The organism is Candidatus Omnitrophota bacterium (assembly GCA_018830005.1).
GTDB lineage: Bacteria > Omnitrophota > Gorgyraeia > JAHJTE01 > JAHJTE01 > JAHJTE01.
On sequence record JAHJTE010000004.1, the window covers coordinates 64590 to 86719 of the forward strand.

The 22130-nt window shown below is 39.2% G+C and carries 25 protein-coding genes, 4 tRNA genes, 1 other RNA gene and 1 pseudogene; all 31 read right to left on the reverse strand.

Features of this window, described 5'->3' with window-relative positions:
* Positions 1–14: 14 nt before the first annotated feature.
* Positions 15–3431: a DNA-directed RNA polymerase subunit beta gene (rpoB, locus tag KJ593_08370; GenBank protein MBU2541899.1), complete on the reverse strand. Its 3417-nt coding sequence runs from the start codon at positions 3429–3431 to the stop codon at positions 15–17.
* 52 nt (positions 3432–3483) lie between these two features.
* Positions 3484–3858, reverse strand: coding sequence for a 50S ribosomal protein L7/L12 (gene rplL / locus KJ593_08375; protein MBU2541900.1), 375 nt, complete (start codon positions 3856–3858; stop codon positions 3484–3486).
* 27 nt (positions 3859–3885) lie between these two features.
* On the reverse strand, positions 3886–4479 hold the full coding sequence (gene rplJ, locus KJ593_08380; GenBank protein MBU2541901.1) for a 50S ribosomal protein L10: 594 nt from the start codon (positions 4477–4479) through the stop codon (positions 3886–3888).
* Between the two features lies 1 nt (position 4480).
* Complete coding sequence (gene rplA / locus KJ593_08385) at positions 4481–5161, reverse strand: 50S ribosomal protein L1 (GenBank protein MBU2541902.1); 681 nt, start codon at positions 5159–5161, stop codon at positions 4481–4483.
* A 1-nt stretch (position 5162) separates the two neighbouring features.
* A complete protein-coding gene (gene rplK / locus KJ593_08390) occupies positions 5163–5594 on the reverse strand; it encodes a 50S ribosomal protein L11 (protein ID MBU2541903.1) in 432 nt (143 codons plus the stop codon).
* A 55-nt stretch (positions 5595–5649) separates the two neighbouring features.
* On the reverse strand, positions 5650–6180 hold the full coding sequence (gene nusG / locus KJ593_08395) for a transcription termination/antitermination protein NusG (protein ID MBU2541904.1): 531 nt from the start codon (positions 6178–6180) through the stop codon (positions 5650–5652).
* A 29-nt stretch (positions 6181–6209) separates the two neighbouring features.
* Complete coding sequence (gene secE / locus KJ593_08400; protein MBU2541905.1) at positions 6210–6473, reverse strand: preprotein translocase subunit SecE; 264 nt, start codon at positions 6471–6473, stop codon at positions 6210–6212.
* 19 nt (positions 6474–6492) lie between these two features.
* Positions 6493–6565, reverse strand: a tRNA-Trp gene (locus tag KJ593_08405).
* 27 nt (positions 6566–6592) lie between these two features.
* Entirely contained in the window at positions 6593–6742 is a 150-nt protein-coding gene (gene rpmG, locus KJ593_08410; GenBank protein MBU2541906.1) for a 50S ribosomal protein L33, read from the reverse strand.
* 23 nt (positions 6743–6765) lie between these two features.
* A tRNA-Thr gene (locus KJ593_08415) sits at positions 6766–6838 on the reverse strand.
* Between the two features lie 74 nt (positions 6839–6912).
* The gene (locus KJ593_08420; GenBank protein ID MBU2541907.1) at positions 6913–7287 is read right to left on the reverse strand and encodes a hypothetical protein; all 375 of its coding nucleotides are present in this window, start codon (positions 7285–7287) and stop codon (positions 6913–6915) included.
* Positions 7288–7331: 44 nt separating this feature from the next.
* Positions 7332–7964: a glycerol-3-phosphate 1-O-acyltransferase PlsY gene (gene plsY / locus KJ593_08425; GenBank protein ID MBU2541908.1), complete on the reverse strand. Its 633-nt coding sequence runs from the start codon at positions 7962–7964 to the stop codon at positions 7332–7334.
* Positions 7936–8505, reverse strand: coding sequence for a CDP-alcohol phosphatidyltransferase family protein (locus tag KJ593_08430; protein ID MBU2541909.1), 570 nt, complete (start codon positions 8503–8505; stop codon positions 7936–7938). The genes plsY and KJ593_08430 overlap by 29 nt, the downstream gene beginning before the upstream one ends.
* Positions 8505–9194 (reverse strand): signal peptidase I, encoded by a 690-nt coding sequence (lepB, locus tag KJ593_08435; protein ID MBU2541910.1) that lies wholly within the window; start codon positions 9192–9194, stop codon positions 8505–8507. Before lepB ends, KJ593_08430 begins: the two co-directional genes overlap by 1 nt.
* Positions 9195–9245: 51 nt before the next feature.
* A complete protein-coding gene (lepA, locus tag KJ593_08440; protein MBU2541911.1) occupies positions 9246–11042 on the reverse strand; it encodes a translation elongation factor 4 in 1797 nt (598 codons plus the stop codon).
* Between the two features lie 30 nt (positions 11043–11072).
* On the reverse strand, positions 11073–11819 hold the full coding sequence (gene cmk / locus KJ593_08445) for a (d)CMP kinase (protein MBU2541912.1): 747 nt from the start codon (positions 11817–11819) through the stop codon (positions 11073–11075).
* Between the two features lies 1 nt (position 11820).
* Positions 11821–12675, reverse strand: a complete 855-nt coding sequence (locus KJ593_08450) for a prephenate dehydrogenase/arogenate dehydrogenase family protein (protein MBU2541913.1) — start codon at positions 12673–12675, stop codon at positions 11821–11823.
* A 1-nt stretch (position 12676) separates the two neighbouring features.
* The gene (gene aroF, locus KJ593_08455; protein ID MBU2541914.1) at positions 12677–13693 is read right to left on the reverse strand and encodes a 3-deoxy-7-phosphoheptulonate synthase; all 1017 of its coding nucleotides are present in this window, start codon (positions 13691–13693) and stop codon (positions 12677–12679) included.
* Entirely contained in the window at positions 13690–14781 is a 1092-nt protein-coding gene (locus KJ593_08460) for a histidinol-phosphate transaminase (protein MBU2541915.1), read from the reverse strand. Before KJ593_08460 ends, aroF begins: the two co-directional genes overlap by 4 nt.
* A gap of 33 nt (positions 14782–14814) precedes the next feature.
* On the reverse strand, positions 14815–15870 hold the full coding sequence (gene pheA / locus KJ593_08465) for a prephenate dehydratase (GenBank protein ID MBU2541916.1): 1056 nt from the start codon (positions 15868–15870) through the stop codon (positions 14815–14817).
* A 63-nt stretch (positions 15871–15933) separates the two neighbouring features.
* Positions 15934–16566, reverse strand: a complete 633-nt coding sequence (gene scpB / locus KJ593_08470) for an SMC-Scp complex subunit ScpB (GenBank protein MBU2541917.1) — start codon at positions 16564–16566, stop codon at positions 15934–15936.
* A complete protein-coding gene (locus KJ593_08475; protein MBU2541918.1) occupies positions 16547–17233 on the reverse strand; it encodes a hypothetical protein in 687 nt (228 codons plus the stop codon). Before KJ593_08475 ends, scpB begins: the two co-directional genes overlap by 20 nt.
* Positions 17205–17687: a crossover junction endodeoxyribonuclease RuvC gene (gene ruvC / locus KJ593_08480; protein ID MBU2541919.1), complete on the reverse strand. Its 483-nt coding sequence runs from the start codon at positions 17685–17687 to the stop codon at positions 17205–17207. The genes KJ593_08475 and ruvC overlap by 29 nt, the downstream gene beginning before the upstream one ends.
* Positions 17688–18443 carry a YebC/PmpR family DNA-binding transcriptional regulator gene (locus KJ593_08485; GenBank protein ID MBU2541920.1) on the reverse strand — a complete coding sequence of 252 codons (756 nt, stop codon included), beginning with the start codon at positions 18441–18443 and terminating at the stop codon, positions 17688–17690.
* Between the two features lie 35 nt (positions 18444–18478).
* Positions 18479–18866, reverse strand: an RNA gene (gene rnpB / locus KJ593_08490) — RNase P RNA component class A.
* 2 nt (positions 18867–18868) lie between these two features.
* Positions 18869–19297, reverse strand: a pseudogene (locus KJ593_08495) (ribonuclease HI family protein).
* A 35-nt stretch (positions 19298–19332) separates the two neighbouring features.
* Positions 19333–20067 (reverse strand): hypothetical protein, encoded by a 735-nt coding sequence (locus KJ593_08500; GenBank protein MBU2541921.1) that lies wholly within the window; start codon positions 20065–20067, stop codon positions 19333–19335.
* 59 nt (positions 20068–20126) lie between these two features.
* A tRNA-Val gene (locus KJ593_08505) sits at positions 20127–20200 on the reverse strand.
* Positions 20201–20258: 58 nt separating this feature from the next.
* A tRNA-Met gene (locus KJ593_08510) sits at positions 20259–20332 on the reverse strand.
* 111 nt (positions 20333–20443) lie between these two features.
* The gene (locus KJ593_08515) at positions 20444–20581 is read right to left on the reverse strand and encodes a hypothetical protein (GenBank protein ID MBU2541922.1); all 138 of its coding nucleotides are present in this window, start codon (positions 20579–20581) and stop codon (positions 20444–20446) included.
* A 142-nt stretch (positions 20582–20723) separates the two neighbouring features.
* Entirely contained in the window at positions 20724–22121 is a 1398-nt protein-coding gene (locus tag KJ593_08520; GenBank protein MBU2541923.1) for a B12-binding domain-containing radical SAM protein, read from the reverse strand.
* Positions 22122–22130: the final 9 nt, after the last annotated feature.

The window sequence follows — 22130 nt, forward strand, 5'->3', positions numbered from 1 at the left end:
CAATTTATATTCGTTTAATTATTTGCCTTGGACTTTCCCACAGTTACATCCAAACCAAGACCCTGAAGTTCTTTAATTAGAACATTGAACGACTCAGGAATGCCTGGCTTAAGACGTTGTTCACCTTTAACAATTGCCTCATAAATCCTAGTCCTTCCAGTAACATCATCACTTTTCACTGTTAGCATTTCCTGCAAGGTGTATGCTGCTCCATATGCCTCAAGCGCCCAAACCTCCATTTCACCAAAGCGCTGGCCGCCGAATTGTGCCTTCCCCCCTAAGGGCTGCTGTGTAACTAATGAATAAGGACCAATGGAACGAGCATGAATCTTTTCCTCAACAAGATGAATAAGCTTCATCATATAGATATATCCCACAGTCACCTTCTGATGGAATGGTTCTCCTGTATGGCCGTCATAAAGAGTAATCTTTCCATCTTCTGGTAAACCAGCTTCAGACAACATCTGTTTAATCTCTGCCTCAGTGGTGCCATCGAAAATCGGACTGGTGACCTTTAATCCTAAGGCTTGAGCTGCCCAGCCTAAATGTGTCTCTAAAATCTGACCCACATTCATACGACTCGGCACTCCTAAAGGATTTAATACCAAATCTATTGGCGTGCCATCTTCTGTAAAAGGCATGTCCTCTTCTGGTAAAATCTTAGCTACAACCCCTTTATTTCCATGCCTACCAGCAACCTTATCTCCTGCAGACAACCTCCTCTTCATGGCAATATAAACTACAACTCTTTTTAGTACGCCTGCAGGTAATTCATCTCCGCGTTTTACCTTTTCGATCTCCTGTTCTTGTTCTGCAATCAAGACTTTGACCTGTTCATCGAAAATTTCAGCAACAGCCTGAGCGCGATCATGAGAGCTTAAGTCAATCTTAAGCAGTTTCTTCTTATCAACTCCTAAAATGCGACAAAGTTTTTTTATTTTTTCTTGCTCAATATAGGAGATCTCCTGTCCATAGTAATCTTTGATCTGGCGCATCTTGGCCAATTCCTTTCTTTTGCCCTCTTTAGATTTGCGGCCGCGTTCTTTACGAGCAAAAATCTGAACATCAACTACAACGCCTGAAATTCCCGGAGACGCATTTAGGGAAGTATCCCTGACATCTCCTGCCTTCTCTCCGAATATGGCTCGCAATAGCCTCTCTTCAGGTGAAAGTTCAGACTCTGTCTTGGGGGTAACCTTGCCTACCAGAATATCATCTGGCCTAACTTCAGCGCCAACACGGACAATGCCATTTTCATCTAGATTCCTGCGAGACTCCTCACTAACATTGGGAATATCCGCAGTTATCTCTTCGTTACCAAGCCGAGTTTCCCTTGCTTCCACTTCGAAACGCTCAATGTGAACTGAAGTAAAGAGATCATTCTTAAGCACATTCTCACTCATCAGAATAGCGTCTTCAAAGTTAAAACCACGCCATGGCATAAAGGCTACAAGTACATTTTTTCCCAAGGCTAACTGACCATCGCTTGTTGCCATACTATCAGCAATAACCTCGCCGGCTTCAACATTTTGGCCTAATTTAACAATCGGACGTTGACGCAAGCAGGTATTGGCATTAGAACGAATGAATTTATTTAAATTGTACGTTTCTCGACCAATCGTAATGCGCTCTGAATCAACAGAACTTACCCGGCCACTATTTTTTGCGACTACTACAGCTCCTGAATCAACAGCTACACGGCCTTCCATTTCAGTACCAACAAGAGGGATGTCAGCAAACAGCAAAGGCACTGCTTGTCGCTGCATGTTCGAACCCATTAAAGCTCGGTTTGCATCATCGTGTTCAAGAAAAGGAATTAATGAAGTAGCAACTGAAAATAACTGTCGCGGCGAAACATCCATATATTGGATCTTTTTTGGTTCGACCTTTGGGAAATCTCCTTTACATCTACAAGAGACGGCTTTCTCAACAAAGGTATTATCTTTATCAATCCTTGCATTTGCCTGAGCAATAATCTTATCCTCATCAACATCAGCTGTCAGATATTCGATTTTCCGCGTTACCTTGCCTGCTTCTACTCTACGGTAAGGTGTTTCAATTAAGCCTATTTCATTGATACGCGCATATATAGTGAGTGAAGAAATTAAACCGATGTTTGGTCCTTCTGGCGTCTCAATAGGACATACGCGTCCGTAATGAGAAGAGTGGATATCTCTTACCTCAAAGCCTGCACGCTCACGTGATAATCCACCTGGACCTAATGCGCTAAGTCTCCTTTTATGCGTTAATTCGGATAAAGGATTAACTTGATCCATAAATTGGGAAAGTTGACTTCTACCGAAGAAATCTCTTATCTGACTGGAAAGTAGTTTGGAATTAATCAGATGGTGCACTGATAGATTCTCAATATCACCTAATATTGCAATCCTCTCCCGCACCAGACGCTCCAGACGCGCCAGGCCAATACGAACCTGGTTTTGAACTAATTCCCCTACTGTTTTCACGCGGCGATTACCAAGATGGTCAATGTCATCTATGCTACCTTTTCCTGATTTCAACCCAATTAAATAATTAATTACCGAGATAATTGTTTCCTTATCCAGCATCCGTTTGGATAATGAAACATTCAGGTTTAATTTGCGATTGAGAATAAATCGTCCTGCCTTTTCCAAATCATAACGTTTGTTATCTTGGAATAGACGAGTAAAGAGCGCCTCAGCCGCTTCTTGCGTAACCGGCTCAGTAGGACGCAATTTACGGTAAAAGTCCATGAGGGCTTCTTCGCGTGTTTTTGTAAAATCTTTTTCTAATGTGTTTTTTATTAATTCTGAGGTGGGACTGGGAAAGGCCTTCTTTATTTCTTCATCAGTTGCATATCCGAATATTCTCAAAATTTGCGTTGCCGGAAAATTACGTTTTCTATCCACATAGGCAATTATCGTATCTGAAAGATCTGCTTTAAATTCAAGCCAGGCGCCTCGATAGGGAATTATTCTACCAAAGAATAGACTTTTTCCCGTTGGATGTTCTTCGCTTTCAAAGGATACCCCGGGAGACCTCTGAATCTGGCTAACGATTACTCTTTCGTCTCCGTTTATAATAAAAGTGGCGTTTTCAGTCATCAGGGGTATATCACCAAAATATACCTCTTGTTCCTTTGTCTCTTTAGGAGAAATGAGCCTCAATTTAACTTTAAGTACGCCAGCATAGCTCACTGACCTTCGCCTGCACTCTTCAACGCAATACTTGGGCTTTCCTATTGTGTAGCATATAAACTCTAACTGATATTTATTGTCGTAGCTTTGAATTGGAAAAATTTCCTCAAAGACTTCCTGTAGTCCTACTGAATTTCTTTTGCGAGGGTTTACCTCCATCTGGAGAAAGTTATTATAGGCCTCAAGCTGTACATCCAACAAATTAGGAATAGGAAAAATCTCTTTTAGCTTTCCGAAACTTTTCGTTTTTTTCATAGTTTAGAAATTGATTACAGTAAAATTTTGTTTTTGTTAAACCAGAGAAATCTTACTTTAATTCTACTTTAGCCCCTACTGCCTCGAGCTTCTTCTTGATTTCGTTAGCCTCATCCTTAGGGACATTTTCTTTAACCGGCTTAGGAGCTGAATCCACAAGGTCCTTGGCCTCTTTAAGCCCCAGGGTTGTTAAGACGCGAACTTCTTTAATGACCTGAATTTTGTTTGCACCAACCTCTGTTAGGACAACGTTAAACGTCGTTTTCTCTTCTTCTTCCTCAGCAGCTGCTCCCGCAGCAGCCCCGGCTATGGCCATCGCAGGCATTGCCGCAACACCAAACTTATCCTCTAATGCCTTTACCAGGTCTGAAAGCTCAAGAACGCTTAAGCCTTCAATAGTTTTGATAACGTCTTCAACTTTAGCCATCTTTCGTCCTCCTTGAATAATTAACCGTTACTGTCTATCTTCTTTTTTATCTTGTACTTCAACCTTTTTATCTTTTACTTGCTTTTGTTCCTTTGCAGAAATCAGGCAAAGTAATAGCTTTCTCGTAAGTTGCTCTAAAACTGCCCTAAACTTTATTAAGGGAAACTTCATTGCAATAACCCCTTTTGCAATTAGCCCAACCCTTCCAGGAAGTTTTGCAATATCCGCAAGCTCCGCACTTGAGATATCTTTATCATCTAAGATACCGGCCAATAACTTAAATTCCGTATGCTCCTTGACAAATTCTGCCAGCGCCTTTGTAGTAGCAACGATATCATCGCCGACAAATACCAGGCCTGCGCAAGTGCAAGACTCATCAAGCAATTTTTCCTTCTTTATCCCCTTAAGAAATCTCTTAAAAAGCGATAACTTGGTTATTAATAATGTGGAGGCCTTATCATTTAAGCTCTTGCGCAATTGAATTAAATCCCGCGTGTTTACTTTATTGAGATTTACAGCAATTAAACTTGAATGCGATTCGTAAGCAGCATTTAATTTGTTTACAATCGCGTCTCGATAAATATAACCTACTCTAGTTGGTTTTTCAGCTACCTTTAACATATTATACTTTTAGCCTAAATCCAGGCCCCATAGAGGTTGAAATGAATAAGGATTTAATAAATTGCCCTTTGAGTGTATTCGGTCTAGCCTGATTGAGGGCATCAAAAAATACCTTGAAATTATTTTCTAAAGAGCTTTCAGGAAATGAGGCCTTGCCAATGGTTACATGCAAACCACCTTGTTTATTTACGCGAAATTCAATTTTTCCAGCCTTCAATTCTTTAATTATGCCCTTAATATCATTAGTCACTGTGCCTGTCTTTGGACTAGGCATTAAACCGCGCGGACCAAGAACCCTCCCAAGCCGACTTACATCCTTCATCATTTCGGGTGTAGCGACTACGCAATCAAAATCCAGAAAACCCTTAGCCACCTTTTCTATAAGCTCGGCAGCACCGACCAAATCTGCACCTGCCTCTTTAGCAGCGGCCTCGGCTTCTCCTTTGCAGAACACTAACACGCGCCTTTTCTTTCCAGTGCCATGCGGAAGCACCACCGTACCCCTAACTAACTGATCAGTTTTCTTAGGATCAATACTTAAACTTATTGCCAAATCAAGGCTCTCATCAAACTTTACCTTTGGCAGCTTTTTTATCTTCAAGATGGCTTCTGAAATTGAATAGGTTTTGCCTTTTTCAATTTCCTTATGAGCCTCTTTTAACCTCTTGCTTATTTTTTTCATCTTAAGCCTTGCTATCAATAGCTATGCCCATGCTACGTGCCGTGCCTTCGATAATCTTCATTGCTGTGTCAATATCACTTGTATTTAAATCCTTTAGCTTCTGCTTGGCGATATCCCTAATTTCTTTTTTGGAGATTGTGGCGATCTTTTCCTTTCCCGCTGTTCCTGAAGCCTTTGCCAAATTACAGGCCCTTTTAAGTAAAATCGATGAAGGCGGGCTTTTGATAATAAAGTCAAATGTCCTATCCTCATAGAGACTGATCACTACCGGTAAAATCAAACCCTCTCTATCCTTGGTAATATCGTTAAAAGACTTGCAGAACTGCATTATATTTATACCATGTTGACCTAAGGCCGGACCTACTGGAGGCGCAGGATTAGCTGCTCCTGCCGGAACATGTAACTTAACCTGGGCAATAATCTTTTTCTTAATCTTTCTCTTTTTAACTGCCATCACTTATTCCAATCCAATTAATACTATTCCTACGTTAAACTTTCTCTACCTGCCAATATTCAAGTTCAACAGGTGTTGCGCGACCAAAAATTGACACACTTGCCTTGAGTTTTCCTTTTTCAGGCTGTACCTCATCAATAGTGCCGTTAAAATTAATAAACGGGCCGTCAACAATCCTTACAGCTTCACCTGCTTCAAAAATTACCTTAAGACTAGGCTTAACCTCAGAATCGCGAGAGCGCGACAGTATTGACTCAACCTCTTTTTCCTTAAGGGCTGAAGGCCTTCTGCCCATTCCGATGAAACTTGTAATGCCAGGAGTGTTTTTAATCAAAAACCAGGTATTGTCGTTTAATTCCATATGCACCAAGAGATAACCTGGAAAGAACTTCCTTTGCGAAACACGTCTTTTACCAGCGCGGATTTCAGAGATTTGCTCAGTGGGGATAAGAACTTCGGAAATTAAATCAGTAAGTCCTGCAGTTTTTATCTTATTCACTAGGCTTTTCTTGGCCTTCTCTTCCGAACCTGTCTGCGTATGGATAATATACCACTTCTTCATAATCTCACTTCAAAAACCGATATCTAGGGTCGTCATTTTAGGAAAATGCTCAAAATTTTTGATAACGCCAAATCAACTGAACCTACATAAGCTGTCAAAAATCCAGTCAATACAAGGATTATTACTGTTGCAGCCATAACCTCTTTTCGCGTCGGCCAGGAAACCTTGACCAACTCGGTGCGCACCTGAAGAAGAAACTTTGCTACCTTTGCGAAGTTTTTTATAACAAAAAAAAGTAAGACACCGCCAGCAATGCCAAAGAAAATTTTAGAAAAATTCGCAAATATAAAATCCATAATGAATGATTTTAATTAACGGGGGCGGCAGGACTCGAACCTACAGTTCGGGTTTTGGAGACCCGCCGTTTAGCCAGTTAACGGACGCCCCCAGTTTCGTTGGGGCATAAAAATTGCAATTACTTTATTTCCTTGTGTTGAGTATGTTTACGACAAAAATTACAATATTTTTTCAGCGCTAATTTTTCTGTATGAAGCCTTTTATTTTTTGTCGATGTATAGTTTTTCCGTCGACATTCACTACATTGTAATGTAATATTTTCACGCATAAAATTTATATTGCCGCACTTATAGCCCCCGACCGGAATTGAACCGGTGACCCCGTCCTTACCAAGGACGTACTCTACCTACTGAGCTACAGGGGCAGATTACACAAAGTCCTTATTGTACACAGACTTATAGATTCTGTCAAGGAGAAATTTATCTTTTTTTGGGAAAGCTAAATGGTGAGAATTTTGCGTTCAACTTCTAAGGAATGAGCATACCTAATTAAGTAGAAGCAATCTGTACCGCAGGCATAGAAAGCACCTTTAAGCAGGCAGTTGAATTTCTGCATATGCTTCCTGCTATCTCGCTGTTTATTGATAAAGACGTGTGTTTGGAAATTCTTCTTATAAGAATGCTTGATTTTCTTGACGAGATAGATATATTTTCTCCTGGTCGTGGTGATATAGTCCTTGCCCTGGTTTATAACGCAACTTGAAAATAGCTTGCGTCTCTTGTCTATTGATGAAATGTTTTTAAGAAGAACTTCTTTCATTGTTCTTGCCTCTAGGTATTTAGGAAACTTTTTTAAAGTCTTTATTAAGTACATAAAAAAATATCTTATTCTAAGTATAACACATAAAGAGGGTTACGTCAACGTCTCAACCAAGGCAATTTTGCCCTACCCTCCTTTTTACCTAACAGCCTATAAATATTAGACTTATGGCTAATTATTGCAAAAAAGGCAACAATGAGAGAAAAAGTAAATATTTCTCTTGAATCTACTAGGAAAAATGTTGCTACTGGAAGTACTATGGCGCTAGAAATAGATGCCAAAGAGACAAAACCAGTTGATAGAAAAATAACAGTCCAAACACAGACGCTAATAAGTAAAACAAGCCTTAAATCACTGATCGAAAGCATAAGCCCCAAAAGCACTCCTAAGGTTGTAGCAATCCCCTTTCCTCCTTTAAAGCTCAAAAATACCGGCCAGATATGGCCGATGATCACAATCATCCCAAGAATTATCCTCCAGACATCCCTGCTTATGACTAAAGGGTAGACGCCAGAAGCTAAAACAGCTGAAGCAAAGAACCCCTTAAACACATCAAAAAACAATACAGTAATACCTATTGATTTGCCAAGAACCCTAAATGCATTTGTTGCCCCAATATTGCCAGAGCCAAGCTTGCGAATATCAACGCCTTTTAGAACCACACCCAACAAATAAGCAGTAGGTATAGAACCTAATAAATAACTACTTATGATTAGTAATATTATCATCATTTAAAGTAAATAGATTGAATCCTCTACGGATATAATCAATGCCGGAAATAACAGTAAATAGAATAGCCAAATTCCATAAGAAATGTGAATATTTAAACTCAAGCAGTATGACTACAATTGTGGACATCTGAAAAAAAGTAGTTAATTTACCCCAGGAGGTCGGGATGATTTTTATATCTTGGCGTACAAGAAAAATCAAAAATGTTCCCAGGAGTATAATTGCATCGCGGCTGATCACAACTAACACAACTGAAAGCGGCAATTTAACCAAAAAAAACTCCCTTCTGGCAAATAAAAATATATAAGCACTCATTAGCAGCAATTTATCCGCCAGAGGATCAAGAATAGGCCCTAATTTTGTCTTTTCTTTATATATACGAGCCACGAGACCATCAAGGACATCAGAGACAATTGCTAGGAAAAAAATAACAAGCGCAATTACCCTTAAATAGTCTTTTTGCGGAGTGTAATAAAGAATAGTAGCGACTAAAAATGGTATAGTAAGAATTCTAAATGCAGATATCTTATTTGCATATCTCATTATCTGATTATCCTCATACGATTAAGTGGCCAATAAATCAAAAATGCCTTTCCAGTTAAGAATCTTTCATTAACAAACCCCCAATAACGGCTATCGCGCGAAGAGCTACTATTGTCACCTAGACAATAATAAGAATTATCAGGGATATCAACTATTCGATCCGCCCCTCCATAGGGCCCTTCATTGAAATATGTGTTGGCCCTTATCCTGCTATTCTCAACAAGTTCATCATTGATATAAATATCGCCGTTTTTAATCTGGACAGCCTCGCCCGGCAAACCAATCAGCCGCTTGATATAACTTTTACTTCGCGTATCCTTAAAAAATGATAGCATCCGTCTATAGAGAAGTCCTGAAGTTTCATCATTTAGGTATTGCTTAAATGATTCAAAATTACGCTTACCTGCACTGGGCGGATAGATAAAAACGATTACTTCCCCCCTTTTTAACTCTTTTAACCTCGGAAGTCTTGCTCCTAAAAAAGGTATCTTGGGACCATAAAATAGCTTGTTAACCAAAATCCTGTCACCTGGCCTTAACGTTGGTATCATTGAACCACTGGGAATCTTAAATGCCTGTAAAAGAAAGGTACGAATAATCAATGCCAAGATAAACGCAATAATAATTGCCTCTATCCACTCTCTTCTTGCAGATTTAACCGAATTTTTCCTCGTCTTTTTTTTCGCCATTGCTCAACCTCGTAGTTAGATTATTAGTAATTTATACTCTCTAAGATCTGCTTAACGTATCTTTATTGCTGCCAAAAATGCCTCTTGCGGTATTTGAATTTTTCCGAATTGTTTAAGGCGTTTCTTTCCCTGCTTTTGCTTTTCCCAAAGTTTGCGTTTACGGGTAATATCACCACCGTAACATTTACTAGTTACATTTTTTCCCAAAGGGCTCAGTCTTTCTGAGGCAACAATATGGGAACCAATAGCAGCCTGCACCCTGATCTCAAAAAGTTGTCTGGGAATAAACTCCTTAAGCTTCATTACCAGTTTCTTTCCGAGCTGACTAGCCTTATCCTTATGCACGATCTGTGAAAAACTATCAAAGGCCTGGCCGTTAATCATGACATCTAACTTTTCTAATCTTCCAGGGCGATATCCGATAAAATCATAATCAATAGAACCATATCCTTTAGTAACTGATTTAACCTGGTCGTAAAAATCAACTATCACTTCAGCTAACGGCATTTCAAAAATCAATTCCAATCTCTCTTCGCCTAAATATTCGCTCGACTTGTAAATCCCTCTTCTGGTCTTAGCGAGTTCATATATTTTATCCATAAATTTCTTGGGAGATACTATGAGCATTCTGATAAATGGCTCTTCAACTCTCTCTCTCATTTGTGGCTCTGGTAATTTAGATATATTATCAACAATTACCAACTCTTTATTTTTAGTAAAACAGCGAAAAACAACATTAGGGGCAGTTAAGATCAAATCCAGGTTATATTCTCTTTCTAGCCTCTCTTGAACTATCTCCATATGAAGAAGACCGAGAAAGCCGCAACGAAAACCAAAGCCGCAGCTAGATGAATTCTCTGGCTCATAAACAAATGAGGCATCATTAAGATGGAGCTTTTCTAAGGCCTGACGCAAGAGACCAAAGTCTTTGGCATTAACCGGATATATACCGCAGAAAACAAGTGGTTTTATCTTTCTGTATCCGGCCAAGGGCTCTTTTGCTTTTTTTTCAAGGCAAGTTATTGTATCGCCTACAGTAATATCCTTTGCCTGACGTATATTTGCAGTCAAAGAACCAACTTCGCCCACAGAAAGCGAATCAACTTCTAATGAGTCAGGTGTAGAAATCTCAAGGCTTTCTACTTCATATTCTTTTTGTTCATGCATTAATATAATTTTGTCTTTAGGCTTTAGTGAGCCGTTTACAATCTTAACATATACAACAACGCCTTTAAAAGTATCATAAAAAGAGTCAAAAATCAATGCCTGAGTCGGCTCATCTGCATTACCCTGAGGTGCCGGAACGTCCTTAACAATTCTATCTAGAATTTCTTTAACACCAGTGCCTTCTTTTGCTGAAGCTAAAATTATCTCCTCTTCCTTAAAGCCTAGAATATCTACCATTTGAGAAAGAACTAGGTCTAAATCTATATTTACAATGTCTATCTTATTTATGACCGGGATAATCTTAACGTTTCGCTCTCTGGCTATGTGAAAATTAGCCAATGTCTGTGCCTCAACGCCTTGAGTTGCATCAACAACTAAAACAGCTCCCTCACAGGCATGAATAGATTTAGAAACCTCGTACGTAAAATCAACGTGGCCAGGGGTATCTATAAGGTTGAGGATATAATCAGCACCATCATTACCTTTATAATTAAGGCGCACTGCTGATGATTTAATTGTAATGCCGCGCTCTCGCTCCAATTCCATATCATCCAATACCTGATCAGTACTATGCCCTATATCAATCGCATTAGTTATTTCTAGTATTCTATCTGCCAGGGTTGATTTTCCGTGGTCAATATGAGCAATAATGGAAAAATTTCTGATTAGTTTTTTATCCATAATCTAATGGCGTCGTATAAGAATAAAACTTCAAGAATATTTTTTTGTTTTTTTGTTTTTCTTTTTTTTGCTACAAGACTGTTTCTTTAAAACCTTTTCCTGCAACCTGGCCACCACTTGGCTAATGCTAAGCCTTGTAGTATCAACATAAATAGCATCATGCGCTCTTTTTAAAGGACCGCAACTTCGAGTTAAATCGTTTCTATCTCTACATTGAATGGATTTTTTAACATCTTGACACGAAACTGAGGGGTCTCTCATCTTCAGTTCTTTAAACCTGCGTTTGCCTCGCACGCCTAAAGAGGCATCAAGGTAAAACTTTACAAACGCATCGGGAAAAATTACTGTGCCGATATCTCTACCTTCCACTACACAATTTTGCTTCTGGCCCATAGCACGCTGTGATTTACCCATAATCTGCCTGATTGCTCCTATGGAGGCAATAAAAGAAACTAAGGAACTAACCAAAGGGCTTCTTATCTGTCTATTAATAAGCTTGCCATCTAGATATACATCTAAACTAAAACGAGCGCCTTTCACAAGCTGGATACGAGCCTTACGGGCAACACGTATAAGTGCCTTCTTTTCCAGAAAATTGACCTTTTGCCGTAAGCCTGCCAGGGTTAGAGCCCGATACATTGCCCCTGTATCCAAATAAAGATAGCCTAACCTTTTCGCTAAAAGTTTAGCTACTGTGCTTTTTCCAGCACCAGCAGGACCATCAATGGTGATAATTTTAACCTTGAGATTGGGTTTTCTGGGGCGGGTTTTGTTCAATTTAGAGATTGTCACGTCTTTTTTTTGCTTTTTTAAAATATGCTTGAAGAAGACGAGACCTTCCTGTTTTTAGCAACCTTGCAAGAAGAGAAAGTGATTCTTTAAACCTTTTAATGGCGCCTAATATTTCGCTTTTATTGCTTAAGCATATATCCCGCCAGATCTTTTCGCTAGAAGATGCGAGTCGCGTACAATCTCTGAGGCCATTCCCAGAAAAAGATAAATCCCGATAAGACAGGCAATTCATTAAAGCAAAGGAAATCATGTGGGGTAGATGGCTCGTCATTGATACTATTCGGTCATGGTTACGACTATCTGTAATAATAATCTTGGCGCCGAGAGACTGCCAGATCTTTTTCACCTTTCCTAAAGCTGCCTTATTCGTCTTTCTAGTTGGAGTAAGAAAACAAATCGAATCTTTAAACATATCTGCCTTTGCAAACGATAGGCCGCTTTTATCCGAGCCAGCCAATGGATGCGCACCAACAAAAAAGATGCTTTTTTTTGAAAGGAGCCTGCTACTTAAATCCACAATCTCCTTCTTAGTGCTGCCTACATCCATCAAGATTGCACCTGGCTTGGCAAAATTTATAATCCTGGCTAAGCTTTCCTTTATAACCCCGACTGGAGTCGCCAGTACAATAAGATCTGCTTCATACACAGCCTGCTTAAAACTAAACGCAGCAGCATCTACTATCTTTAATTTCCTGGCATTTCTTGCTGATCTTTGTTTGCGAAAAAACCCAATGACCTCAGAAGTCAATTTTCTCTTTTTCAAAGCAAGGGCAATGGAGCCGCCGATAAGACCAACGCCAATGATTGCCACCTTTTTAAACTTAATCTTCTTCTTTGACATTTTAAATTTGCCTACCAATTGCCTTTGCTACAGCCCTCATTCTAGGCATTAGTTCGTTAAATCTTCCCGGTAATAAAGATTGTGCACCATCAGAAAGGGCCTCTTCAGGATTAGTGTGCACTTCAATCAAAACACCATCAGCACCTGCAGCGATTCCAGCTAAGGCAAGTGCAGGCACAATGCCCCATTTACCGCTTGCATGCGAAGGATCAACGACAATGGGCAAATGCGATAGGTCTTTAATTACAGCAATACAGGAAACGTCCAAGGTGTTGCGCGTATAGTCCTCAAAGGTCCTAATTCCCCGCTCGCAAAGTATGACGTTAAAATTTCCACCCGCAAGAATATATTCAGCTGACATCAGGAATTCCTTAATCGTAGACATCATACCTCTTTTTAAAATTACGGGTTTGCGAGTTGCACCCACCTCTTTCAAAAGGTTAAAATTTTGCATATTTCTTGCGCCGATCTGCAATACATCTGCATAATTAGCCACAAGAGAAACATCACGAGGATCCATGACCTCGGTAACAGTTACTAAATCAAACTCTTCCCCTACCTCTTTTAGTAATTTCAAGCCATCTTCACCTAGACCCTGAAAGCTATAAGGTGAAGTGCGTGGCTTAAAAGCACCGCCGCGCAAAGCCTTTGCGCCGGAAGCCTTAATTTCCTTAGCAATTGCCTTTAACACATCTCTGCTTTCAATAGCACAAGGTCCAGCTATAGGTATAATTTGCTTTGTTCCGATCTTAACGCCTTTTCCTAAGTCAATTACTGAAGATTCGGGTTTAAATTCTCGCGACACCAATTTATAAGGAGCAAGAATAGTAAGGACCTTCTCTACCCCTGGAAACACCTCTAAGGGCGTAACCCTTAATACATCTTCAGGCCCGATTACACCAATAATCGTACGCTGTGTTCCCTTAGAGACCATTGGCGTCAAACCCAGCTTTTTAATACGCTGCTGGATATGTTCAATCTGTTCATTTGTAGCGTCTGGCTTTAGGACAATTATCATCTCATCCTCATATGTTTTAATTCATTTATAAATCTTAAATTTTGCGCATGTGTACCAATTGTCACCCGGATAGAATCATATAAACCATAACCTGCCATGCTTCTTAAGATTATTCCCTTCTCAAGCAAATATCTACAAATTCTCCTGGCTCCTTTACCTATGTCAATCAAAATAAAATTAGCCACTGAAGGTATATAGTCAATCTGCATCTGTTTGAAATTGCTATACAAAAATCTCTTCTCCTTCAATACTAACCTTCTTGTCTTAGCCAAAAACGCCTTATCATCAATAGCTGCAGTCGCAGCCACTTGCGCTAAAGAATTTACATTAAAAGGCTGTCTGACCTTATTCATAATATTGATGAGAGATGATTTTCCCAGGGCAAATCCAACTCTTAACCCTGCCAAGCCATAGCTCTTAGAAAAAGTACGTAGTATGATAATATTATTGTTACCGATAAGCTTTAAGGTCTTAGGAAAATCTCCTACGTCGATGAATTCATTATAGGCCTCATCAAACACCACTACAATTCGCTTGGGAACTTTTTTAATGAAATCTTTGACCTCCTGGGCATTCACATAAGTCCCGGTCGGATTATTGGGATTGGCTATAAATATTAATCTGGTTTTACTAGTTATAGCAGCAAGTATTGCCTTCAAATCATAGCAATAATCTTTTAATTTGATGGCCTTAAACTTACGGCCATTTATTTTGCTAATTATCTCATATTCCAAAAAGGTAATTTTTGCTGAAATTACCTCATCACCAACCCTGCTAAAGGCCTTAATAACACAGTCTATCAATTCATCGCTGCCATTACCAACTACAACTGAATTAATGTTAAGCTTGAATTTCGACGCTAATTTCCTTCTCAGGAAATAGTAGTGCATATCAGGATAGCGGTTGATATCCTTAAGCTTGCGCCTTATTGCAGCCTTGGCCTTTGGTGAAGAACCCAGCGGATTCTCATTTGATGCAAGCTTCACTATGCGTTTAGCATCAAGGCCTGATTCGCGGCTTAATTCCTCTATGGATTTTCCTGCGACATAGGACTTTACGCCCTTTATATTTGGATTAACAAAACTCATGTTTATTTTTTGTTTATTTACCTAGTCTTTATTCTAGACCGGGTATGAACCAAGAACCTTTAAATATTTACACTTTTTAGCTAGTGCATTCAAGGCCTTCTTTACCTTAGCTTGATCGCGATGACCCTCCAAATCAAGAAAGAAATAATAATCCCAGGCCTTTCTCTTGGAAGGCCTAGATTCTATTTTCGTAAGATTGAGCTTATTTTCTTTGAACGGAACCAACATATCGCATAAAGCCCCGACCTTGTCTTGAATGGAGAAAACAACAGATGTCTTATCGTTGCCTGTTGGAGAAACATCGTTTTTACCTATTACCAAGAATCTGGTCATATTATGAGGGCTATCTTCGATTGCCTTAGAGACTATCTTCAAATTGTAAATTTTTGCTGCCAAGGTTGAAGCAATGCATGCAGCATTTTTTTCCTTAGAAACAATCTGAGCCGCCTTTGAACTACTTGAAACCTCCATAAGCTCTGCTTTGGAAAGATTAGTCTGTAGCCAGATACGGCATTGTCCGAACACTTGAGGATTAGAATAGATGCGCTTGATCTTTGAGTTAGGATATTTCATAAGCAAATTATGGGAGATCTCCAATAGGGCCTGAGAGCAGATTTTCAAATCCGTTTCTGTCAACATATCCATGGTATGGGAAACAGCTCCCTCAATGGAATTCTCGATCGGCACTACTCCATAATCTGCCTCAGCCTTATCCACTAAAGCAAAGCAGTTACCTATAGAACTTGCACCGATATAATCCACCTGAGAGCCGAACTTTTTAATTGCTGCCAAATGAGTAAAACTTGCCTCTGGTCCTAAATATGCAATCTTAATAGGCTTCTCTAAAGCAAGCATACTAGACATTACTTCACGATAAATAGCCTCAAGAGCGCTCTTAGTCATAGGGCCTTTATTCATTAAAGACAGCCTCTTCAGGATTTCCCTTTCTCTATCCGCAGCATAGATACTCGTGCCTTTATGGATTTTGACCTTTCCAATTTTTAAACTCATGTTGGCCCTTTTATTCAAAAGCTGTAAGATATTTTTATCTATAGAGTCAATAGTTTTTCTTAAATTTTTAATGCTCATCTTATCCATAATTATCCTCTTCTAACAAGCCTGCTAAAAAACTTTAGCAAAGCGGGGAAAATTTTAGCCTTCATCAGCAACTGGCTCCTGGCTGATAGGCTTACTTTCTCCTTCTTCTTTAACTTCTAAATCTTTCAATGTCTCTTCTACGTTTTGTGGCTGTGGATTCATAGTAGCGAATTCTTCGATGGGTGGCAAATCCTGTAAAGACTTAAGACCAAAATACTCAAGAAATCCACTCGTGGTTGCATAAAGAAAAGGCCGGCCCAGACAATCCTTCCTTCCTGCAGTACGAATTAAGCCTTTCTCCAGGAGTGTCCTTACTACACCATCAACATTTACACCTCTCAATGACTCAATATCTAATCTTGTTACGGGTTGTTTATAGGCAATAATCGCTAGTGTCTCCAAACTAGGTCCGGAAAGCCTTTCTACGTGCCTACTCTTATAAAGACTTTTAACAAAAGAGGCAAATTCTCGATTAGTAGACATTCGAAAGCCACCTGCAATTTCTACTATTTGAATTCCGCTATTTCTTTTCTCGTATTCTGTCTCTAACTGCGCAATATAACTACGTATTTCATCCGTATCCACATTGCCCAACACCTCTCTGATCTGGGTAATCTTTAATGGACCCCCATTTGCAAAGATCAAAGCCTCAATTACATTTTTAATATTATCTTGTGGATTCTGCATCTTTTGTGTTTTGTCTATAAACCTCATTAAGTAATGCTTCGGCGGTGTTTATCTCTGGGGAGCGCAGAAGCGCTTTCTTCAGCATCTCTTTAGCTACTGGCTTCTTGTATTGCAACTGCACCAAAATCTGTAATGCTTCTTCTTCATAATCGCATTGCTTTTTCTCAGCTTGTTCAACCGCATCGTCCTGCAAGAGGGCAAAGCGGCCAACCTTATCCTGAAGCCTTGCAATAATATCTTTTGCCCTTTGCCTGCCAATACCCGGCAAGCCTAACAAAAAATTCGTGTCTTCATTATAAATTGCCCGCGCAACTACTGAAATTGGTTTATTTAAGGCCTTAATTGCTGCCTTTGGACCAACGCCTGAAACTGTAATAAACTGCTCAAAAAAATCTCTTTCAAGTTTATTCAAGAAACCTATCAATACTGGCACACTGCGAGATGGCTCAATCTGATGATAATGATAGGTGATTAAACTCAATATCTTATCTTCCGGCATTGACTTAACGATACGTTGCAAAATTGTCATTGGAACCAGAACCTCATAACAAATACCATTGATATCAATAATCAAAGAGTTATCTTTTATCTGATTTACTTTCCCGCAAATTTGAGCAATCATATTATCATTATACCCATCATCCAAGGCCCTTAAGTGTATGGCCATGTGTTATTGCTACTGCTAAGGCATCAGTAATATCAAAATATTTAGGCGTATCCTTTATTTTTAAAAACTGCTGTATTACTTTTTGCAGTTGTTCTTTGCTCGCCCTCCCCCTTCCAATAACTGCCTTTTTTATGCGTGTTGAAGGGTATTCGTAAAGCGGAATATTCAATTGAGCGCTAATCAAACAAATTAATCCTCGGGCCTGTCCGAGTGCATAAGATGTAGTCGGATGACGATGATGCGAATAAAGCTTCTCTAGGGCTATAGCCTGAGGCTTCATCCTATTTACTAAACTAAGCATAGAGCGATAAATATACTGCAGTCGCCTTTCGACTTTATCATCCTTTCTTGTTTTAACAATGCCGGCTTCAATTAAAATAGGCTCTCTATTATTCCAGTCAACTAGACCATAGCCTGATATATAAAGCCCCGGGTCAACTCCAAGTATCTTCATCTAATCACTTACAGCCTTATCTAGCAATTCATCAGGGATATCAAAATTTGCATAGACCCCCTGCGCATCATCATGATCTTCTAGGGCCTCAACCAAGGCTAGTATATTTTTTGCCATCTGGGCATCATTTACTTTAACCATCGAGCTAGGAAACATTGTAATTTCGCATGTTTCAAAAGCTATCTGTTTATCAGAAAGCGCTTTTTTTACAGCCTCAAGATCCTGCGGCTGAGTAGTAATTTCATATTTTTCGCCTTCGCCTTTTAAATCCTCAGCCCCTGCCTCAAGTATAATAGTGAGAAGCTTGTCTTCATCTATTGTTTTTTTATCGACTACAATAAACCCTTTTTTTGAAAAGAGCCAATTCACTGAACCTGCGCCCGCTAAATTACCGCCTTTCTTAGAAAGGATATTTCTAATTTCGGCTGATGTACGATTTTTATTATCCGTAAGTGTTTGAATGATAATAGCCACACCACAAGGTCCATAGGCCTCATAGGCAACAGACTCATAGCTTATCCCAGGAAGTTCGCCTGTACCTCTTTTGACTGCCTTGGTTACATTATCAAGAGGCATATTGGCCTGTTTGGCTTTTGCCATAGCAGCTCGCAGTCTTATGTTTATATCCGGATTGCCGCCACCTTCACGCGCAGCACAAGTAATCTCGCGAATTAACTTTGTATACACCTGCCCTTTTTTGGCATCAGTAGCTGCTTTCTTATGTTTAATACTCGCCCACTTTGAATGACCTGACATTTTTTATCTCCTTTTATTTAACGCGTAATTTAAAAATTAGGAACAGGCAAATAAGCCGAGTTCTGTATGATTTTGATGGTCATTCATCTTGTCTGCTAGATTACTCTAGCGACTCTAGCGGTCTACCCACCCATCCATAGTCAAACTAACTGGAACGGGAGATTCCAAGTAATGGGCCTATATGACCTTGCTCCACGTAGAGATTGCCGCGTTTCACATCAACTCATAGTCAGCGAACTGAATATGAGCTTACTCGTCTCTGTGGCTCTTCCGCCTAGGGCGAACAAGTTCATCAATTTCTGACGAACCCAATCCGTTTCGGAATAAAATCCGAAAGAGAGGTATTACCTCTTACGTTTCCCTCTGGAGCTCGGACTTTCCTCTCCAGCCTGTTCGGCCGGAGCAACCATCTTTGCCTGTTCTCTAATTGCCTTAACTGCTAGTTTATCTGCTTCGCGATTTTGCTCTCTGGGAATATCGTTAATCTTAACTTCATCAAACTCAGAACAAAGCCGCTGTGCTTTTAAATAAAGGATCTTTAAAGTATCATTCTTTACTTTAAATTTCTTTTTAATCTGATTTGCCAATAGTTGACTATCGGTATTTATGACAATGCTTCTCGCTTTTAAACTAAGAAGTTCTTGCAGGGCGAAAATTAACGCCATATATTCAGCTACATTATTAGTAGCAGTACCGATAAATTTAGATAAATTTCTAACTGTGTGTTTGCCTTTTGAGATTACTACTCCCGCACCCGCAGGTCCAGGATTACCACTTGAGGCGCCATCGATAAATGCTTCAAATATCGAACTGCGGCATTTTTTAACGGCGGTATTCTTAAACAAATCATCCAAAAGGCTTCTTCCCCTCTAACTCTTTGGAAACACTATTAGTTTCCTAATTCTTCTTCTAAATACAAAAGACGAGTGCACATCTGACAGGTAATAATCTTATCATACATTTTTATCTCATTAATAACCTGCGCCCTTGCACTCATAAAACAGCCTTGGCAAGTATCATTCTTTACCGGAACAATGGCTAAACCAGCACGATTTTCCAAGACCTTTTCATAACCTGAAAGGATCTTCTCTTCTATGTCTAAAACGACCTCTTTGCGTTTATTATCCAATGTCGCCAATTCCTGATCAATTTCAGTGACCCTATCATTAAGCACCTTTCCTTCTTTATGTAACCTTTCTTCTTCTAACTTTAGATTGTCAGTCTCCCTGGCAAGTTCGTCTTTTTTTGAATCCACAGTGTCGAAGTTTACGAGTAATTCATCCTCAATAACAGATTTATCTGCCTTTAGGCCTTCAATCTCTTTTAACATAGCTGTGTATTCTTTGTTTGTTTTTAATGTATATAACTGCTGTTGCGATTTGTTTATTGCCGCTTCCTTTGAAGAAAGCTCTAGCTCTTTATCTTTGCGTTTAAGCAACAGCGTCTCTATTTCCTTCTTTATCTCATCGGCCTTGAGCTTTTTGGCATTAAATCGCTCTTCTAGCTCTGCATGCTCTTTTGGCTTATCTTGCTTTTCTTTTTTTAAATTAAGGATCTGACTATCAAGTTTCTGAAGTTGGACAAGTTTCCTAATCTGTTCCTTTATAGAAGTGTTCTCAGTCATTTAAAAGAATATAATTAAAAACTAGTAAATACCTCATTGATTTAACGTGCTAAATAACCTGGGCGATACAGGACTCGAACCTGTGATCTCTGCCATGTGAGGGCAGCGCTCTAACCAGCTGAGCCAATCGCCCCTAAAATTCCTAGACTAAAGTTTATTAAACACAAAGTGAGAATCTTTATCTATCTACTTGGGCGATACAGGACTCGAACCTGTGACCCGCTGATTATGAGCCAGCTGCTCTAACCGACTGAGCTAATCGCCCAAAACTTGCACCTACTTAATTATCAATGAGTTACAATAATAGTCTCTTTAACTGTTTCTCTCTCAACTTGCCTTGGTGTCCAAATAGTGTCCATTCGCTTGCCTAAAATGTCTACCCAATACCTACTCTCTCACATTCTCTTTTTTCTTTTATAACAGCACGATTATAGCGACGAAACATCTTCCAAAATCTTGGGATATCTAGATTAGGCATATATGAAATATTGTAGCGCTTAAGTATTGCGTTCATTTCTTTCTCGGCTTTTCATTTCTTTTTTTCAAATCCACTATCCACAAAAATGGCAATAAGAAGATGTAAATTATCCGTGCTAATAATTTCATAAACCAAAGAGAAAGAGAAACCTGTATTTTACTTAAATGCTTGAGTGCTTTCATTTGAGCCAATTTGTCTGTAGAAAAAGGCGTATATCCCACAATAGAAATCCGTCTCTTAAATCCTTCAAAAAATTCCTCAAAAGATACATAGGAGAGAAATAAAAAGAACGATATGATTTTTTGTAATATTTATCAATGGTCTCGTGAGATAATGTAGGGTGGTCATACAATTCATAATTAGAAGAATGAAAATTATATCTATTCAAGTCTTTTGTTTTGATCAATCCCTTACTATCCCACTCGTTGAATAATTCTGTTCCTGGCAATGGAATGGTAATATTGAATTTTGCGAAATCAAGTTTTAATTCTTTTGCTAACTTAATTGTTTCCTCCATGGTTTCTTCTGTCTCCCCAGGAAGCCCAAACATAAAATAACCTAGTGTCTCAAAGCCCAGCTCTCTTGACCAGCGGACTGCATCCCTTACCTGTTGTAAGTTTATCCCCTTTTTAATCCTATTGAGGACTTTCTGACTTCCTGTTTCTATGCCTAGTGTGATTTTATAACAACCTGCTTTCTTCATCTTTGTAAGTAACTCTTTATCCAAACTATCTACTCTCATACCATTAAGCGGAAACCATGGAAATTTTAAGTCTCTATTTATAATCTCATCACAGATTGCTTTTGCCCTTTTTAAATCCGTTGAAAAAGTATCATCGAGAATATTTATCTCATTGAATCCAATCATCAACATATATTCAATTTCATCAACTACCCTCTTGGGACTCTTTACACGAAACTTTCTACCCTGGATGTTTTTATTGCAAAAAACACACCCATAAGGACAACCACGGGAAGTTTCTAAGTAACCAGGTGGGCTTTTCCTATGGCTCAATGATAGGCTATTATATCTTTCAAGGGAATAGAGATTCCAAGCGGGCAATGGTAAATCATCTAAGTCCTCTATTTGCTCCGCCTTACCTGTATTTATGATGTTGCCATTTTCTTTAAATACCAACCCCTTAATGTTTTTCCAATCCTTAGTTAATAAATCCCGCATAACAAAATCTGCCTCACCCATTACAGCGACATCAAAAGACCCCTTAATCACATCTTCAGGAAAAGTTGCAGTATGCACTCCACCAGCGACAAGAATGGTACTTGATCTGATTCTTTTTATGAGACTTGCTAGTCTTTCTGCTTCAAAATATAAAGGTGTGGTAAAAGTTATGCCTACAATCTTGGGTTTTTCTGCTCTGATATTTTCTTCCAAGAATAAATCGGGGTCATCTTCTATGTTTAAATCTAATATCTTAACTTTGTAACCTGCATCAAGAACTGGCTTAGCAAGTAATGGCAAATTAAGCAAGGGGCTAATTGGCGCACCAACTTTAACTTTAGTATTTTTATAAATTATATTGCTATAAGCAGGATTAATTAGTATTGCGTCTGTCATACTCTCCTT

Bases quoted from the DNA above. Each gene is read 5' to 3' on its own strand.
- rpoB (MBU2541899.1), bottom strand. From the start codon at position 3,431: ATGAAAAAAACGAAAAGTTTCGGAAAGCTAAAAGAGATTTTTCCTATT.
- rplL (MBU2541900.1), bottom strand. From the start codon at position 3,858: ATGGCTAAAGTTGAAGACGTTATCAAAACTATTGAAGGCTTAAGCGTT.
- rplJ (MBU2541901.1), bottom strand. From the start codon at position 4,479: ATGTTAAAGGTAGCTGAAAAACCAACTAGAGTAGGTTATATTTATCGA.
- rplA (MBU2541902.1), bottom strand. From the start codon at position 5,161: ATGAAAAAAATAAGCAAGAGGTTAAAAGAGGCTCATAAGGAAATTGAA.
- secE (MBU2541905.1), bottom strand. From the start codon at position 6,473: ATGGATTTTATATTTGCGAATTTTTCTAAAATTTTCTTTGGCATTGCT.
- rpmG (MBU2541906.1), bottom strand. From the start codon at position 6,742: ATGCGTGAAAATATTACATTACAATGTAGTGAATGTCGACGGAAAAAC.
- KJ593_08420 (MBU2541907.1), bottom strand. From the start codon at position 7,287: ATGTACTTAATAAAGACTTTAAAAAAGTTTCCTAAATACCTAGAGGCA.
- plsY (MBU2541908.1), bottom strand. From the start codon at position 7,964: ATGATGATAATATTACTAATCATAAGTAGTTATTTATTAGGTTCTATA.
- KJ593_08430 (MBU2541909.1), bottom strand. From the start codon at position 8,505: ATGAGATATGCAAATAAGATATCTGCATTTAGAATTCTTACTATACCA.
- lepB (MBU2541910.1), bottom strand. From the start codon at position 9,194: ATGGCGAAAAAAAAGACGAGGAAAAATTCGGTTAAATCTGCAAGAAGA.
- lepA (MBU2541911.1), bottom strand. From the start codon at position 11,042: ATGGATAAAAAACTAATCAGAAATTTTTCCATTATTGCTCATATTGAC.
- KJ593_08450 (MBU2541913.1), bottom strand. From the start codon at position 12,675: ATGTCAAAGAAGAAGATTAAGTTTAAAAAGGTGGCAATCATTGGCGTT.
- aroF (MBU2541914.1), bottom strand. From the start codon at position 13,693: ATGATAATTGTCCTAAAGCCAGACGCTACAAATGAACAGATTGAACAT.
- KJ593_08460 (MBU2541915.1), bottom strand. From the start codon at position 14,781: ATGAGTTTTGTTAATCCAAATATAAAGGGCGTAAAGTCCTATGTCGCA.
- pheA (MBU2541916.1), bottom strand. From the start codon at position 15,870: ATGAGCATTAAAAATTTAAGAAAAACTATTGACTCTATAGATAAAAAT.
- scpB (MBU2541917.1), bottom strand. From the start codon at position 16,566: ATGCAGAATCCACAAGATAATATTAAAAATGTAATTGAGGCTTTGATC.
- KJ593_08475 (MBU2541918.1), bottom strand. From the start codon at position 17,233: ATGGCCATACACTTAAGGGCCTTGGATGATGGGTATAATGATAATATG.
- ruvC (MBU2541919.1), bottom strand. From the start codon at position 17,687: ATGAAGATACTTGGAGTTGACCCGGGGCTTTATATATCAGGCTATGGT.
- KJ593_08485 (MBU2541920.1), bottom strand. From the start codon at position 18,443: ATGTCAGGTCATTCAAAGTGGGCGAGTATTAAACATAAGAAAGCAGCT.
- KJ593_08500 (MBU2541921.1), bottom strand. From the start codon at position 20,067: ATGACTGAGAACACTTCTATAAAGGAACAGATTAGGAAACTTGTCCAA.
- KJ593_08515 (MBU2541922.1), bottom strand. From the start codon at position 20,581: ATGAACGCAATACTTAAGCGCTACAATATTTCATATATGCCTAATCTA.
- KJ593_08520 (MBU2541923.1), bottom strand. From the start codon at position 22,121: ATGACAGACGCAATACTAATTAATCCTGCTTATAGCAATATAATTTAT.